The sequence below is a fragment of the Enterobacter cloacae complex sp. R_G8 genome, assembly GCF_024599795.1.
GTDB lineage: Bacteria > Pseudomonadota > Gammaproteobacteria > Enterobacterales > Enterobacteriaceae > Enterobacter > Enterobacter dissolvens.
The window spans coordinates 2,430,657-2,446,573 of sequence record NZ_CP102246.1 but is presented as its reverse complement, the minus strand read 5'-3'; the positions used below and the strand labels follow the sequence as shown (position 1 = coordinate 2,446,573).

Below are 15,917 nucleotides of genomic sequence, written 5' to 3'. Positions count from 1 at the left end.
GTCATCCTTAGCATTCACGCAGATAAGTGAGTGAGTCCTGATAGGCCTGCGCAGGATCGTCAGCGCGGACGCGGCACTCGTAGACTACGTAGCCCTGATAACGATCGGCACGCAACTGGTCGAACAGAGCGGCAAAATCAAGAGAGCCGCTTCCCGGCTGATAACGATGGTTATCGGCAATATGTACATGGCCAAGCAGGTCGCGGTTTTGGTGCAGCGCTTCCGTCAGCGAGTCTTCTTCAATGTTCATATGGTAGAAATCGCCAATAATCTGCACATGTTTCAGCCCATTCTCTTCGATGTAACGACGTGCATCCGCGAGGGTGTTGATCATGTGATCCTGATAGCGGTTCAGCGGCTCCAGGTAAACGGTGGTGCCGGTACGCGCCGCCACCTCATCCAGCCAGCGCAGCGAGGCGCTCACCGCCTTGCGGTCTCCTTCAAGGCTACGCGGCGACGTCATCGGCGGCAGGCGGAAGGTAAACATCCCCCAGGCGGCAGGAACCACGATTCCTTTTCCGCCTACCTCTGCTAACGCTTCAAGGATGCGTTCGATCTGCGTTAATCCGTTCAGGCGACGCTCTTCGATAAAGTCACCAATCCAGCCATCGTACCCGCCGCAGGCGGTGGTGACCGGCAGCCCTGTGGCGTGAATGGCCGCTTTAACCTCATCGAGGTTTTCCACCAGCAGCTTGCCGTCGATTTCGTACCCGTCAAAGCCCATGGCTTTGATGTACTGGAATTTTGCCAGGATATCAGCCGGGAAAAAGGCCTGGTTTTGCGTTGCGATTTTCATTTTCATGCTCTCCTTAGCTCAGAACGTGACGCCCATTTTGATACTCAATTCAGGATGCTGATCGACATAGGTCATGTAGCTCTCAGCGCTGGTGGTAAACGTTACGACCGGGTCGATTAAATCTTCGCAATTGAGATAACCGTTCATCAGCAATTCCCAGCAGGTCTCTTCAATACGCTTACGGTTCCAGCGTGGGTAATCAGGATTTGGCTCACTGCAGGCGCGGGAGAAGACAATTTTCGCGTTATTGAAATGCGCTTCGCGGCCGAGGTTAAAGCCTTCCGCGAACGGTTTCGCAAAGGCCACGTATGAGATGGTGCCGCCGTAAGCGAGTCCGCGCAGCGCAGACTGCAGCGCATCAGCAAAGCCACTGGTTTCGATAATCACATCCGCGCCCTGCCTGCCGGTCAGTTTTTTGATTTCCAGACCCACATCCGTGCCAATCGGATCCAGACAGTGGTCTGCCCCATGGCGACGGGCGATGTCGCATCGGTGCGCGATAGGGTCGACACCAATAACGATTGACGCACCGGCTTTCTTTGCCAGCTGGATGGCTATCTGACCAATCGCGCCAAGCCCAACGACGACGACGAAATCCCCTACCCGCACATTGGCGTCACGTACGCCGCTCATTGCGAATTGTGCCGGGTCGTAGCAGACCGCATTTTTCCAGGAGGCGCCCTGAGGCATTTTGCGCAGTTTGTAGTTGTTGACGGCATTCACAATGACCGTCTCCTGCAGCGGTCCATAACAGCAAACGCGGTCTCCGACACGGTATTCCGTTACGTCAGCGCCACACTCAATGATGTCCCCGACAATCATGTTCCCGAGCTGGAATGTGCCAAACTCGATCCCGCGAGCGGCCCCCTCTTCACGCGGCGTAAACAGCTGCCAGTCAGGGTTAAACTCTTCGTCGATAAACGGACTCGCCGCCCTGAAATCCACCACTTCGGTGCCGTGTTTCGGTGCGCCAAAGCGGGCGCGAATTTTCACTTCATGAACGGCAACGGGACGGTCTTCATATTCGACCAGCGCTGCCACACGCGGCGCTGTCGCAACTAACTTCTTCATGACTCACTCCTTGTTAAAATTGGCCGCCTCAGCCCTTAACGCCACCGGCGGTCAAACCACTTTTAATAAAACGTTCAGACAGCGCATACATGATGACCACCGGCAGTGCCGTCACCAGCGACGCCGCCATCATGCGGCCCCAGATGTAATCTGGCGTACTGAAAAGCGTGTTCAGCCCTACCGGCAAGGTGAAGTTGCTGGCGCTGGACAGGAAAATGGAGGCAAACAGATAGTCGTTCCACGCCACCATAAAGCAGTAGACAAAGACCGACACCAGGCCCGAAATCGCCAACGGAACGGTGATGCGAAAGATGATTTGCAGGCGGTTAAGGCCATCCATCATCGCGGCTTCTTCTATTTCGTCCGGGATGGTGTCGAAATAGCTGCGCAGCATAAATACCGCCGTGGGTAACGTCTGAGTCACCATGGTGATAATCAGCGCCAGTTCGGTGTCATAGATGCCGAGCGCGGTGATGATTTTGAACAGCGGCACCACCAGTAGAATCCCTGAGAACATGTAGACGGTGTAGAAACTAGCGTTGATCGTCGTGCGCCCTTTAAAACGCAGTTTGGATAAGGCGTAAGCCCCCAGCGTGCCGAGAAACACCGCAACGATCGACGAAGTCAGTGACACCACCATGCTGTTACGGAAGTAATCCACAAACGGGAAAATCAGCGGGTTAAAGATGTCGATGTAATGCTGTAACGTCCATTCCTGCGGCAAAATGGTCGGATGCAGCGATATCGCCTCTCTGGCGCTTTTAAAGGAGGTCATCAGCATCACGAAAAACGGGAACAGCGTGATAATCAGGAACGCCGCGAGCCCCAGATAAAAGCCAATACGTCCCAGTATGCGTTTATTTGTTGCCATTGAGGTTTACCCTTTTTCTGGTCAGCAGAATGACGGCGAAAATGATCACAAACAGCACCACTGAGATAGCCGCAGCTTTACCCAAATCGTTAAAGGCAAAGGCCGTTTTGTAGAGATAGACGCCCAAAATATCGACCTTAGTGGTCAGCAGATACACGTCCGCAAACATGTAGAACATCCAGATGGTTCGCAGCGTGATGACCGTGGCCAGCACCGGCATAATCGCGGGCAGCGTGACGATACGAAAACGTTGCCAGCCATTCGCGCCATCCATTTCTGCGGCTTCGTATAACGATTTATCAATCGTTTGTAAGATCGCGAGAAACGAGATAAACGCATACGGGAAGTAGCGCCAGATGGCGAACAGCACCACCAGCACAAAGCTGCTGCCGGGGTTGTCGAACCATAGCGGCGCCTGGTCATACAGATGCAGCAGGTCTACGCCCAGGTAGTTCACAATGCCGTAGCCGTTGTTGAACATGTACTTCCAGGCAAACACCAGTGAAATAGAGGGCGTGACGTAGGACAAAATCACCAGCGAACGCGCCGTTTTACGCAGCCGAAACTCCCGGTTAAAAAAGATGGCGACAACCAATCCCAACGCTGTGCTACCCATAACGACCAGTGTCGTATACCAGAAGGTCATCCACAGGGAGTGCCAGAACGCTGCATCACTCAAAATACGGATGTAGTTATCCAGCCCAACAAACACCGCGCTAATGCGCGGGTTGAGCGGCAAGCGTAAGAAACTGATTTCAATGTTGGAAATCATTGGCCAGGCCACAAGGCCCCCCAGCAAAATCAGGCTGGGGGCCAACAGCAGCATGGCGAAAGGCATATCTGAACGACCAGAAAACAACGTCTTCATAATTTCCTTCCGCAGAAGCGCTCCTATCGTTGTGAAACCAGGTCAGTCAGGCGTTTCTGGCTGTTGCTTAACGTGGTGTTGAGGTCTTGCTGACCTACCGTCACGTTATGCACCATCGAACTGATGATGCCGGAACCTGTCACGTCGCCCATGCGGGTAAAGTTTTTGTCGCCCACGGCCCCAAATACCTGCACGTTCGGGAACTGTGCGATCAGCTCATAAGGCAGTTGACCAAAGGCTTTGATGACCTCGTTGTTTTTCCAGCTCTCGGTATCCACCACCAGTTTGTTCACCGGTAACGCCGCCCCCGGAGACATCATGACCCAGTCCGACGCGTTTTGAGCCTGCTCCATCCAGGTCACAAATTTTTCGGCGGCTTTGGTTTCTTCTTCAGTCTGGCCGGTCGTGATCGTCAGCGACGTCACCATGCCGTAAACGGCAGACGATTTTTCCGTTGGGACCACGAAGCCCAGGTTGGCAGGATCCCCTTCTTTAAACACGGCAGGCAGAATGTAGGTGGAGTAAACCGCCATTGGCGCGGAACCGTTCATGAACGCGTCTTTGATCTCCATGACATCGTTCGAGCCAGGCATCGTGTTCTTCGCCAGCTCTTTATAAAACGCCAGTGCGTTTGACATGGCCGGCGTATCAATCTGGATGTTGCCCTGCGCGTCGAAGACATTGGCTCCACCTGAGAGCGCAAACTGGGAGAACGCCTGCTCGGTCATGACACTTTCAGCAGTAGGAAGCGCAATACCGTAGTGTTTCTTAGCCGGGTCGTTGAGCATCTGACTGGCTTTCAGCAGCTGTTGCCAGTTATGCGGCTCTTTAATACCCGCCGCGGCGAGAACATCTTTGTGGTACCAGACACCTGACAGCCAGGCGCTAATTGGCACACCCGTCCACGCGGTGCCGTCTTCCGTGCGAACAACACGCAGAATGCCCTCGTAGAAGGTGTTTTCACCAACCGCTTTAATGGCTTCGCCAATGGCCTTGCGATCCAGTAACTGCTCCTTATCCATCACTTTTGCATAGTCATGGCTGACCTCAATCACTTCCGGCAGAGCGCCGGTTCGGGCCAGGGTTATCACCTTGGTGTTGTATGCGTCCTCTTCGACCGGTACCTGTTTCACCGTGATGGACGGATTCTCTTTCTCGAATTTCTCAATCAGTTTCGTAATGACGGCCTGGCGCTCCTGTTCAACCGATGAATGCATAAACTCGATGGTCACAGAAGATTGTGTGTCGTCCTTGCAGCCTGATAACAGGGCGCACGAAACCAGTGCTGAAATCAGCACAATTCTCGGCATTTTCATTGTTAAGGTCCTTTTTTAGTTTTCTTTAATCCACATAACCTGCCATGGATTTAGGGTCAACGTCGTATCGTTAATATTGATCCCGGTTATTAAATCTTTTCCTGACTGACTATTTGAAGGGAGGTGTTGAATATCATTACTGAAATTAAAGAGTGCTGTAATTCGCTCGCCGTTATCGGCAATGCGAACTATTTTAAAAACATGTTCACCTGAGGTTTCGAAGAATGCCTCACTGTCTGGATGGAATGCTTTCTCTTGTCGTCGTAATGCTATTAATGCGCTTAACTGGCAATAAACCTTATTACGCAGGCCGTTTTTATCTTCAAGCTCGCCGTCAATTTCTCCGGCACAGTATTTCTTACGGTTTATTGCCCTGTTATACCCTAACCGCTCCACCCCATTGTAATCATTGCGGGAGCCAATGATGCTCTGAATATAGATTGCAGGCACACCCGGAAAACTCAACAGTACGGCATGAGCCAATATAAAACGGGCTATGCGCAGACTATCCTCACAGTCCTGATAACTTAATGCATCGAGGTAAGTCACATTGATTTCATACGGGCTGCGCGTTCCGTCAGGGTTATTTTTCCAGTTAACCAGCGCGCCTTCCTGCTGGAGTGTTTCTACCAGCGACAGAATTTCCGATTCCGGTAAAATTCCGCGTAACGGATTAAGTCCAATCCCGTCGTGCGAAGCCAAAAAGTTAAACCAGGTGGTTTGCTTTGACGGCAGTTCCAGCGATGAGGCCCATTGACAAAGTGCCCGGACATCCTGACGATGAACGGCATGCAGAACCAGCGGTGGTAACGAGAACTGATACACCATCTGCGCTTCATTCTTGCCGTCACCAAAGTAAGAAACGTTGTCGTTATGCGGGACATTGGTCTCAGTGATAATCACCGTACCCGGTGCCACAGCGTCCGTAATGGCGCGGAAGAGCTGAATCAAACGGTGCGTTTGTTCAAGATGGATGCAGCGTGTTCCGGGGATCTTCCACATAAAACCGACTGCATCAAGGCGGATATAGCGCGCCCCTTCTACCAGGTAATGGAGAAGCACATCCACCATCGCGATCAACACCTGAGGAGAGGCAAAATTGAGGTCAACCTGGTCATCGCTGAAGGTCGTCCACAGATACCGGACGCTGCCATCATCAAGTGTAAAAGGTGTCAGGAGAGGCAATGCGCGAGGCCGTGTCACAGCAGATAAATCGGTTTGCGGATCCACGGAAATAAAGAAATCTTCATAGCCCGGTTTTTGCGCAAGATAATGAGCGAACCATTGGCTTTTCGCTGACATATGGTTGCAAACAAAATCGAACATTAAACTGGCATACTGCTTTAATTCAGCAACGTCTTGCCATGTTCCCGTTTCAGGCGCAACGTCATGGTAATCGATAACGGAAAAACCATCATCAGAGGACCACGGGTAAAAAGGTAAAAGATGCACATGAGAAAATGAACGAGAAAGCCATTTGTTATAAAAACGGGTAAAAACAGGCAGCGCATTCCCCCCTTCATTGTAAAACTGATCGGCATAGGTAATCAGGACGACATCTTTTTCATCCCAACCGGATTTACGCTTTTCACTAATAACGTTAGCAGCACTGGAGATTTTCTCTGACAAACTTTCCAGTTGCATCTCAGAAAACGAATCACCGTAAACAAGACTAATTAAACTTTTAATTTTCGCGTTCACTTTATTTCCCATGGTAGCGGTCCCACGAAAGGCAATCTACTCCCATGAAAAATATCTGTCAACGGACCTGAGCGCATAAAAACGCGATCTCAACGCGGCGCTACGCAGTAATGTGAGCTGCCGCAAAGAAAGGAGAGAAACGAAGAAAATGCACAGAAATGACGTCAGCCTTTCTCTCAAAAAAGAAAGGCTGACGCACACAAGAGGATCAGGAGAGGTATCGGCGTGAAACGCGTTTTGCCAGTTTTTGCAACAGCGGCTCCAGCGCCAAGGCCAGCAGCATTCTCACCGGCTTACGGGCAACAGATTTTATTGCCCAGCCAGCCACCCCTGCCGGGCCATAGCGTAATGCCGTCAGCAGGACCAGTTTACCTGCGATTTTCAGGCCGGGTTTTACCTTCTGACCGGCCTGTTGCCAGTTTTTATTCATTAAAGCTCTCTCTTAAAGCTGACGAAAACGACTTCTCAGCGTAAAGGTGTCAGATGTCACGTAGCGTTCCATTTCGCGAAGGCGCCTTTCACCTGCGGCCAGTTCAGCATCCACCTGGTTGAGAATATCGCCACTACGTGGTGCCCCTTCTGCAGCCAGTTCGCCTTCCGGCATAGGATCAAGCACAAACGACAGAACGATGTATGCCACCAGCGTGATAAACGCCAGACCGAAGAAAATCGATAACACCGTTACCACGCGCACCAGCTTAACGGGTACATCCAGATAGTGGGCAAGCCCCGCACAGACGCCGCGAACCATGCCCTGCTGTGGGATCCGCCACAATTTTTTATTCAAATTCAGTCCAGACATTAACGCTCCCTCCAGTTCGGATGTTCCGCATCCAGGATATCTTCCAGCGCCTGAATGCGTTCACGCATCTTATTCGCCTGATCGGACAGCTGAACCAGACGTTGTTGCTCACTCTGGGAAAGCGAGTCCCGTGAAGAACGGTTGCTGTAGTGCAGCCATAACCAGATCGGCAGAACAAACAGCACGAAAATGGTCAGGGGAATAGCCAGAAAAAGCGCGCTCATGTGTACTCCTTGTCGTACGATGCGTGGCGGCACGCTCAGGTGCCGCATAAATTATTATTGATTGTCCTGCTTCATTTTGGCTTTCAGGGCCGCCAGCTGCTCGCTGATTTCATCGTCGGCTTTCAGGTCGGCGAACTGCTGATCGAGCGATTTTTGCTTGCCGATGCTGTGGCTTTCCGCTTCCGCTTCCATCTGATCGATACGACGTTCAAAGGACTCAAAACGCGCCATTGCTTCATCAAGCTTGCCGCTGTCCAGCTGACGGCGTACATCGCGGGAAGAGTTTGCCGCCTGGTGACGCAGTGTCAATGCCTGCTGACGCGCACGGGTTTCGCTCAGCTTGTTCTCAAGCTCGCCAATCTCTTTCTTCATACGGGTGAGCGTGTCGTCCACCAGCGTCACTTCATGTTCCAGCGCGGTGACCATGTCCGCCAGTTTCTGTTTCTCAATCAGTGCGGCACGGGCCAGATCTTCTTTATCTTTACGCAGCGCCAGTTCGGCTTTTTCCTGCCATTCGTTAAGCTGGGCGGTAGCCTGCTCAATACGGCGGGTTAACTGCTTTTTCTCCGCCAGCGCACGGGCGGAGGTAGAGCGAACTTCAACCAGCGTATCTTCCATTTCCTGAATCATCAGACGCACCAGCTTCTGCGGATCCTCCGCTTTTTCAAGCAGCGAGTTGATGTTGGCGTTCACGATGTCGGCAAAACGAGAAAAAATACCCATAATTCAATCCTCACATTTCTGTTATCGGGCGGTGCCCTGCTGTACAGACAATACAATTCTCATGCCAACTTTTTATCTTATTGATTTTATTAAATGTGATTGATTTTCACCCACCATGGAACTAAGCTCACCTGGTGAATCTCGCTAAAGAGTGGTTAATTTCATCATGGCTGGATATAAAGACAATTTACTCGGTGAAGCCAACAGCTTTCTCGAAGTCCTGGAGCAGGTTTCGCGCCTCGCCCCGCTCAATAAACCGGTGTTGATTATCGGTGAACGCGGTACGGGTAAGGAGCTGATTGCCAACCGACTCCACTATCTGTCCGGGCGCTGGGATGGCCCGTTCATTTCACTCAACTGTGCCGCGCTGAATGAAAACCTTCTCGATACTGAGCTGTTTGGGCATGAAGCGGGCGCGTTTACCGGCGCGCAAAAACGCCATCCGGGTCGTTTTGAGCGCGCCGATGGTGGCACGTTGTTCCTCGACGAACTGGCCACCGCGCCAATGCTGGTCCAGGAAAAATTACTGCGCGTCATTGAGTACGGCGAACTGGAACGCGTCGGCGGCAGTCAGCCGCTGCAGGTCAACGTTCGTCTTGTCTGTGCGACGAATGCCAACCTGCCGGAAATGGTGGCGGAGGATAAATTTCGCGCCGACCTGCTTGACCGCCTTGCTTTTGATGTCGTCCAGCTTCCGCCGCTGCGTGAGCGGCGCAGTGACATCATGCTGCTGGCAGAACAGTTTGCCATTCAGATGTGCCGTGAGCTCGGCCTGCCGCTTTTCCCGGGGTTTAGCGATAATGCCCAGGAGACGCTGCTCAATTATCCCTGGCCGGGAAATATTCGTGAACTGAAGAACGTCGTCGAACGCTCTGTCTACCGTCACGGCAGCAGTGACACGGAACTGGATAACATTATTCTCGATCCTTTTCAGCGTAACGCGCCCTCTGTTACCGCGCCGGCGAGCCCGGACGATGTGCCTTCACTCCCTGTTGATTTGCGTCAGTTCCAGCATAAGCAGGAACAACAGCTGCTGGAGCAGAGCCTGAAGTTAGCGAAATATAATCAGAAAGGGGCGGCTGAACTGCTGGGGCTGACCTACCACCAGTTAAGGGCATTGCTCAAAAAGCATCAGATGCGCTGACTGTCAGGGCTGTGTTGGCAGAGACGTTCAGAAGTAACGTATCCCCGCGAGGGTCCCGCGGGGATAAGACTTATGCTACCGCAATATGCATCTGCGAAAGCATATCGTTATTAACACCGACCAGCGTGACGCTGCTGTCGCCCCAGGTGAGTAACGCATTATCACCGTCAAACGACAGATGGTTGAGATAGCTGTCATTATCGGCAATGTTCTGGTTAGCCATAAAGATCAGGCTGTCGCTAGCGGAGAGGTTATAGACCGTGTCATGACCAAAATCACCATAGAAGAGAAGCGTATTTTCGCTGCCGTTGAGGTGAATGGCGTCATCGGCATACCCGGAAACCACATTGTTATTGTTACCGTTTACGCTGATCTCACTGTCGTTGGCTCCTGAATAGAACCAGCTGTCATTACTGGCGGTCGAGATAGTAAAGCTGTTCTCCGTATCGGCGTAATAGCTTTTCGCATACGCGATGGAGCCACTATCACCTTCTAACCCATAATCTGTAACCTGCCATGTCGCATTCTGGTTAATGTTAATACCAAACAGACTGAATAATGTGTGGTCAGCATTAACGTAATGGATATCTTCCGCCCGGGTAATATCCCCGGTGGAATACTTAAAGTACAGCGTTCCTTCTGCATCGTGACTAAAATTGAAATCGGCGATATTACATTCCGTTACGTAGGTGTTGGTCCCTGCGCCACCATAAATAACATTGTAGCCACTGTGATCTTTAAAACTGTCATCTCCCCCGCCACCGCAGAGATAATCGTTACCCTTCCCGCCTTGCAATAAATCGTTCGTTTCGGTACCAATAATAAATGTCGACCCCACATGCGTTACGGATTTATTGAGATCCGAAACCCAGGTCGTCGAACGGTAGGCTTCAGAAAGATTAGAAACAATAATGTTGGAGTTTTGATGGGTGAAATCATAGATTTCAGAATCCATAATTCGTAATGCACCGTCCGTATAGCCCTGACCGGAGTGCCCGGCCCATGACGCCATATTCGCAATCGAAAAGAACTTACAATCGCTGGTCAGGCCAGCATAGTAATCATTAAAGGAGACGATGTTATTGGTGCAGGTTTCAAGCGGCGTGTCGTGGTTAAAGAAACTGTCCAGCGTCAGGCTATGACCCGTTAACACACGAAACACCGGATCGTTCTCATAACCGATATTAAGCACTTTATCGTCGGCCAGGTTCTGGGTCGGGGAGGCAAATGCGACGTAGCTCGCGTCCTCAAAGAAACCACCCCACTGGCCCTGTGCGGACAGAGTTGCCATGCTATTCACGGCCAGTCCGCCAAGACTATGTCCGGTAATGATGATGTCATTCCCGGTCAGGCCATTTGCCGTGGCAAACGCGGCCACCGAACTCATGAGGTTTTTATACGCGTTGAGAACATAGTTATCCGCATAGCCGTCGACCAGTGCCGACAATACGTCGCTGACGGTATCCATCGCGGTATTGATGGTATGCTGAAGTGAAGGCGCGCTGGCGTAAGTGCCCGTCCCCCAGAAGCTAATGCCTATATTGACCAGCTTGCCATTGGCGTCATATTTTCCCATAACGTTGCATTCGGCGCTGGTTTCAAGAAGACTTTCGCCATAAAAAGCACCATAGGGATTAGTACAGCCGCTGTAGTTAAGCGTTGTCCCGTCTAATACTTTCCAGCCATTTTCTTCTGTATAGGTATAATCAGCATACGTGGCTGCACCAAAATTGATACTTTCAATGGTCAGTGCATCCTTAATAAGCTGCGTGTTTTTCTCGCCCTGATAATCGAATACAGGCATAGTCGTCCCTCTGTTTATTATCAACAATCATTGAGCAAAATACGAATCAAGTAACATAACGTTATCATTGTTTATTTCGCCCGTCTGCGCGAGCAAACTGACCCATGCCTTAATGACAGCATGTTTTTCTGCAGTAAGCTCAACTTTGGTTTTATAGAAAGATTGTTCTGCATTTAATAAATCGATATTCATGCGCTGACCTGCCTGAATGCTTTTTTTCGTCGCTTCAATTTGTCGCCTGGCGGCCTCCACCGCGGAAGCATAGGCAGCCAGGCGCTCTGACGCATGGAGGCATTTATTTAAGGATTTTTTAATTTCGCTGTAGGTCGCCAGCCGCTGTGCATCATGAAGATATTTTGCCTGCTCATAGCGGGCCGCCGCCTGACGAATGGAGGCGGAAACGCCGCCCCCGGAGAACAGATCCATGCTGACGCGCAAACCTATGCTGTCGGTACGATATTTCTGGTGAATGGTATTGTCGTTGCTTGAGTCGTTCTCCGAATGCATCGCGTAAAGCTGTACCCGGGGAAGCGCACCAGCGCGGCTGCGTTCAATTTCATAGCGTTTTTCTTCCACGCTATGTCCGGCAGAAAGGATATCGGGATTATGCGCGGCCGCCTTTTGTTCCCAGTATCGATAGTCTTTTGATGCCAGCGGCAGCTTAAGCGGCTTTTCACCGAGTATCGGCAGCGCTGCCGTCTGCGAAAGATCCATGCCCACGATCGCCGATAGCGCAACGTTAGCCGTATCCAGCGTATCGCGCGCCTCCACCTCATCCGCAATCGCCAGACTGAGCGCAGAGGCGGTCTCTGTGACATCCGTTACTGCGCCCTCACCGGCCTCAAACTGTCGCTGAGCCTGCTTTTTCTGTTCTTCCAGCCCCTGACGATGCAGAGTCGCAAGCTGGAGCCGCTGATGCGCCTCGGTAAGATCCAGCCAGGCGGTAATGAAACGGTCTTGCAGATCAATCAGACTGCTTCGGTAGCGTTCATCTGACTGCATTTTTTTGATGATGCCGATGCGATATCCCGCGTAGGCATCATAATCAAACAGCGGCTGAACAACGGTAACCGATCCCGAATAACTGTCATATTGTTGATGCTGCACCACCTCAGAACGCTCCCCCAACAAATTTGTCTGCTGGTACTGCTGCCGTTGCCAGTTACGCGGTGCACGCTGATAACTAACGCTGACTTTTGGCAGTAACCCGGCGCGACCAATGGGGATGTACTCTTCTCCGGCAAGCTGATCCTTCACGGCAGCGCGGTACTGCGGATCGTTGTCCAGCGCCATGAACCAGCCCTGGGTCAGTGTCAGCGCAGCTGCTGAAAAGGACGTCATCAGCGCGAGCAGATACACAACAGGTATTAATTTTGCGGTAAACATCATTACTCCTCGATGAACGACCGCGACGCACGATCCATGATGGGTTTCAACAGATAGCTCAACAGCGAGCGCTCTCCGGCTTTTATAAAGACCTCTACTGGCATGCCCGGTTTAATATCCTCACGTTCCAGTTTTTTCATGCCCTCCGGCGTAACGGCGATCTGAATCTTGTAGTACGGCTGCTGAGTCGTGGGATCGGTCTGGCGATCCGCGGACACCAGCGCTACCCGGGCCGGGATTTTCGGTGTGCTTTGCTGGTTGAAGGCGGTGAACATCAGAGTGACGGGCATACCCTTATGGACTTTATCGATCAGGGCGACGTCAATCTGTGAGTCGATAATCAGGGGAGATGTCTGTGGGACAATTTCCAACAGCTGCTCTCCGGCACTCACCACCGCGCTATCGCTCACAAGCGCGAGGTTCATCACCACACCGTCCTGCGGTGCGACGACGCGGGTCAGGGAGAGATCGACATCAGAGAGCGTCAGCTGTTTTTTACTCTCGCTGACCTGCAGGCGAAGCTGGTCAATTTGCGTTTCTATATCTTTCCGGTTGTCAACCAAACGCTGTTGCATGCCGCGTTCGAGCTGCGCTATTTGATTACCTAACTCCACTATTTTACTGCGGGTTTCGCCCACCTCGCCCGCCAGAGACGCCGATTGCACCTGGATATCGAGGAAGCGGTTACGAGGGAAATAGCCCTCTTCCATCAGTGGCTTCAGGTCTCTGAGTTGACGATTTAACAACGCAAGCCCTTGCGCTTTCGTCTCGCAGGTTCTGGCAAGCGAATCGCGCTGACGTGCCAGCCCAGCGATGGCCTGAGCATCGTTTTCCTGAGCATTTTTTAGCGCTTCCTGCCGGGCATGCATAAGCTGGCGTTGCTGAACCACAATGGGCTCGATCGCATCCCGCAGGGCTTCGTCTTCTGTCTCAGGGGGTAAGGTCAGCGTTTGCATGCCCGCCAGCTCAGACTGCAGGCGGTTTTCAGCAATGAGCGACGTCAGATAATGCTGGCGCGCAGCGGAGAGTTGGGCGAGCGTCGATTGCTGGCTGAGCAGCACCAGCAGGTCGCCTTTATGTACCGTCTGTCCCTCTTTGACGGCGATGCTTGTCACCACACCGCCTGTGGGTGCCTGTACGGCCTTACGGTAGCCGTCCACCACCACGGTTCCGGTGGAAACAACACCTTTATCCAGCGGCGCCAGTGCCGCCCAGAGCAAGAAAGATCCCAGCCCTGCCAGCAACACTACCCAGCCCAGGCGGACAAACGGAACGACGTCAACAAGGGGCGTCTTCTGCGCATCGCTATTATGCATGGGCTTTTCCTTGTTCAGCAGGGACGCTGTTTGTCTTATTTACCGGGCGGGCTGATTGCTGTAAGAGTTGTGCCGTTGGGCCATAAAGCTTGGTTTTTCCGCCTTCCAGGACGAGCAGATGGCTGGTCAGCGGCAATATTCCCGGACGATGAGAAATGATGACAACGCTTTTTTTCTGCTGCCGGAGCTGCCGGATAACCTGCTGCAAAGCCTGCTCACCCGATTCATCGAGGTGAGCGTTGGGCTCATCAAGGATCACCAGTGCCGGATTGCCGTACAGCGCCCGGGCCAGGCCAATGCGCTGTTTTTGCCCACCCGACAGGGCCATGCCCTGCTCGCCGGTCAGGGTGTTATACCCGTCAGGCATACGCAAAATCATGTCGTGGATCCCGGCCATCTTTGCCGTGGCGATCAGTTGTGTTGAATCAATCTCACCAAACTGGGCAATATTCTCAGCGAGGGTTCCCGTGAAAAGCGTAACGTCCTGCGGCAAGTAGCCGATTCCGGGACCCGGCTTCTGCTTCTGCCACTGATAAATATCCGCCCCATCCAGCCTGACATCCCCCTCTCCGGCAGGCCAGACACCGCACAACACTCTGGCGAGACAGGATTTCCCCGATGCGCTGGCTCCCACAATTCCCAGCACCTCACCCGGGTTTACCCGCAGAGTGATGTTTTGCAATATGGGCTGCCGGGGGTTTACCGGGGGGAAAACGGTGACATTTTCCACCGTGAGCACACCCTGCGCAGCCGGCAGGCGAATGCTCTCCTGCGCCGGGGGAAAGTCTCCCGTCAGACGAACCACGCGTTCCCATGCCAGACGAGCTGACCGGTAGCCTTTCGCCACGCTGATGAGTTGTTCCACCGGTGAAAGCGCTCTTCCGAGCAAAATCGACCCCGCGATCATCATGCCCGGCGAGATGTCCCCCAGGATCGCCAGCCAGCAACCCAGCCCCAGCATGAGGGACTGAAGCGCCATACGTACGGTTTTGGTGACGGCAGACATCAATACAGCGCGTTCACTGGCCGCACTCTGGCAGTAAAGGAACTGAAGATGCCCACGCCACCAGCGCGCCTTAACGTTGTCAGTCATCCCCAGGGCATGCAGCGTCTCGGCAGATTGTAAGGTGCTGTTAGCCTGGTGATTTGAGATCAAGGCATACCCCCCGGCTTCATTCAAAAGCTGACGCGTCGTTTTTTCGTTGATAAACGCCAGGGCCAGCAGCAGACATGCGCCTGAAAGCGAGAACACCCCGAGCCAGGTGTTAAAAAGGAAAATAACGCCGAGATACACGGGAAACCAAATGGAATCAAAAACCGCAAATAACGCCGGGCCGGTAACAAACTGGCGTATAACGGTGAGGTCGCTGATAGCCTGCCCGGCATTCGGGCTGTGCTTAACGAGATTACTTTCACATGCAGCGGTATAGAGTGCAGGCGAAAGCGCATTATCAAATTGATTACCCAATCGGATGATAACGATGCCACGCGCGTAATCAAGGAGTGCCATGACGGCAAACATAAATAACACCAGCAGCGTCAACATAAAAAGCGTTGTGGTATTCCCGGATGACAGCGCGCGATCGTAAACCTGCAACATATAAATAGATGGCGCCAGCATCAGTATATTTATGACCGATGAGAAAAACGCAATCGTCACGAATATGCGTGTGCGAACGCGTGCAAAATTCTTAATTAGCCCCAAAGGTTCAATCACCCCTAACCCTCTGATGTTTTGGTCAATTCTCATGCCATGAGAAAGACGCGAGACGTTCATGATGAAAAAGATTTAACAATAAATATAAAAAAGCAGACAACCAGGTGCAGTGCCGATCGGTATGCCCCAACAGAAAACTGTAATTTTCTTAGATGTTATGACGATTCATTTTATTCTT

General features: G+C 52.2%; 15 protein-coding genes. 1 reads left to right on the top strand and 14 read right to left on the bottom strand.

The features are described from left to right. Positions 1 to 7: 7 nt before the first annotated feature. The 10 genes from NQ842_RS11635 to pspA form a co-directional block, all read right to left on the bottom strand. Positions 8 to 796 (bottom strand): sugar phosphate isomerase/epimerase, encoded by a 789-nt coding sequence (locus NQ842_RS11635; RefSeq protein WP_203462337.1) that lies wholly within the window; start codon positions 794 to 796, stop codon positions 8 to 10. Positions 797 to 814: 18 nt separating this feature from the next. Then, positions 815 to 1,867, bottom strand: coding sequence for a zinc-binding alcohol dehydrogenase (locus tag NQ842_RS11630; RefSeq protein WP_257256885.1), 1,053 nt, complete (start codon positions 1,865 to 1,867; stop codon positions 815 to 817). 28 nt (positions 1,868 to 1,895) lie between these two features. Beyond that, positions 1,896 to 2,738, bottom strand: coding sequence for a carbohydrate ABC transporter permease (locus NQ842_RS11625; RefSeq protein ID WP_047361675.1), 843 nt, complete (start codon positions 2,736 to 2,738; stop codon positions 1,896 to 1,898). After that, positions 2,725 to 3,606: a carbohydrate ABC transporter permease gene (locus NQ842_RS11620; protein ID WP_257256884.1), complete on the bottom strand. Its 882-nt coding sequence runs from the start codon at positions 3,604 to 3,606 to the stop codon at positions 2,725 to 2,727. The genes NQ842_RS11625 and NQ842_RS11620 overlap by 14 nt, the downstream gene beginning before the upstream one ends. A 23-nt stretch (positions 3,607 to 3,629) precedes the next feature. Further along, positions 3,630 to 4,922, bottom strand: a complete 1,293-nt coding sequence (locus NQ842_RS11615; protein WP_257256883.1) for an ABC transporter substrate-binding protein — start codon at positions 4,920 to 4,922, stop codon at positions 3,630 to 3,632. Positions 4,923 to 4,937: 15 nt separating this feature from the next. Continuing rightward, positions 4,938 to 6,635 carry an alpha-amylase family glycosyl hydrolase gene (locus NQ842_RS11610; protein WP_257256882.1) on the bottom strand — a complete coding sequence of 566 codons (1,698 nt, stop codon included), beginning with the start codon at positions 6,633 to 6,635 and terminating at the stop codon, positions 4,938 to 4,940. 196 nt (positions 6,636 to 6,831) lie between these two features. After that, entirely contained in the window at positions 6,832 to 7,053 is a 222-nt protein-coding gene (pspD, locus tag NQ842_RS11605) for a phage shock protein PspD (protein ID WP_063411542.1), read from the bottom strand. 12 nt (positions 7,054 to 7,065) lie between these two features. Continuing rightward, positions 7,066 to 7,425 (bottom strand): envelope stress response membrane protein PspC, encoded by a 360-nt coding sequence (pspC, locus tag NQ842_RS11600; protein WP_014832138.1) that lies wholly within the window; start codon positions 7,423 to 7,425, stop codon positions 7,066 to 7,068. Beyond that, a complete protein-coding gene (pspB, locus tag NQ842_RS11595) occupies positions 7,425 to 7,649 on the bottom strand; it encodes an envelope stress response membrane protein PspB (RefSeq protein ID WP_046887778.1) in 225 nt (74 codons plus the stop codon). Before pspB ends, pspC begins: the two co-directional genes overlap by 1 nt. A gap of 54 nt (positions 7,650 to 7,703) precedes the next feature. After that, positions 7,704 to 8,372 carry a phage shock protein PspA gene (gene pspA, locus NQ842_RS11590; RefSeq protein WP_013096403.1) on the bottom strand — a complete coding sequence of 223 codons (669 nt, stop codon included), beginning with the start codon at positions 8,370 to 8,372 and terminating at the stop codon, positions 7,704 to 7,706. Between the two features lie 166 nt (positions 8,373 to 8,538). Here pspA and pspF point away from each other — a divergent pair, with 166 nt between their 5' ends. Further along, entirely contained in the window at positions 8,539 to 9,516 is a 978-nt protein-coding gene (gene pspF / locus NQ842_RS11585) for a phage shock protein operon transcriptional activator (RefSeq protein WP_125366422.1), read from the top strand. Positions 9,517 to 9,586: 70 nt separating this feature from the next. Here pspF and NQ842_RS11580 read toward each other — a convergent pair whose 3' ends face one another. From NQ842_RS11580 to NQ842_RS11565, 4 genes are read right to left on the bottom strand one after another with little or no spacing between them, the layout of a single operon-like run. Next, positions 9,587 to 11,320 carry a lipase gene (locus NQ842_RS11580; protein ID WP_118282809.1) on the bottom strand — a complete coding sequence of 578 codons (1,734 nt, stop codon included), beginning with the start codon at positions 11,318 to 11,320 and terminating at the stop codon, positions 9,587 to 9,589. A gap of 27 nt (positions 11,321 to 11,347) precedes the next feature. Further along, positions 11,348 to 12,709, bottom strand: coding sequence for a TolC family outer membrane protein (locus NQ842_RS11575; protein WP_257256881.1), 1,362 nt, complete (start codon positions 12,707 to 12,709; stop codon positions 11,348 to 11,350). Continuing rightward, complete coding sequence (locus tag NQ842_RS11570; protein WP_257256880.1) at positions 12,709 to 14,022, bottom strand: HlyD family type I secretion periplasmic adaptor subunit; 1,314 nt, start codon at positions 14,020 to 14,022, stop codon at positions 12,709 to 12,711. Before NQ842_RS11570 ends, NQ842_RS11575 begins: the two co-directional genes overlap by 1 nt. Continuing rightward, a complete protein-coding gene (locus NQ842_RS11565) occupies positions 14,015 to 15,772 on the bottom strand; it encodes a type I secretion system permease/ATPase (protein WP_257256879.1) in 1,758 nt (585 codons plus the stop codon). Before NQ842_RS11565 ends, NQ842_RS11570 begins: the two co-directional genes overlap by 8 nt. Positions 15,773 to 15,917: the final 145 nt, after the last annotated feature.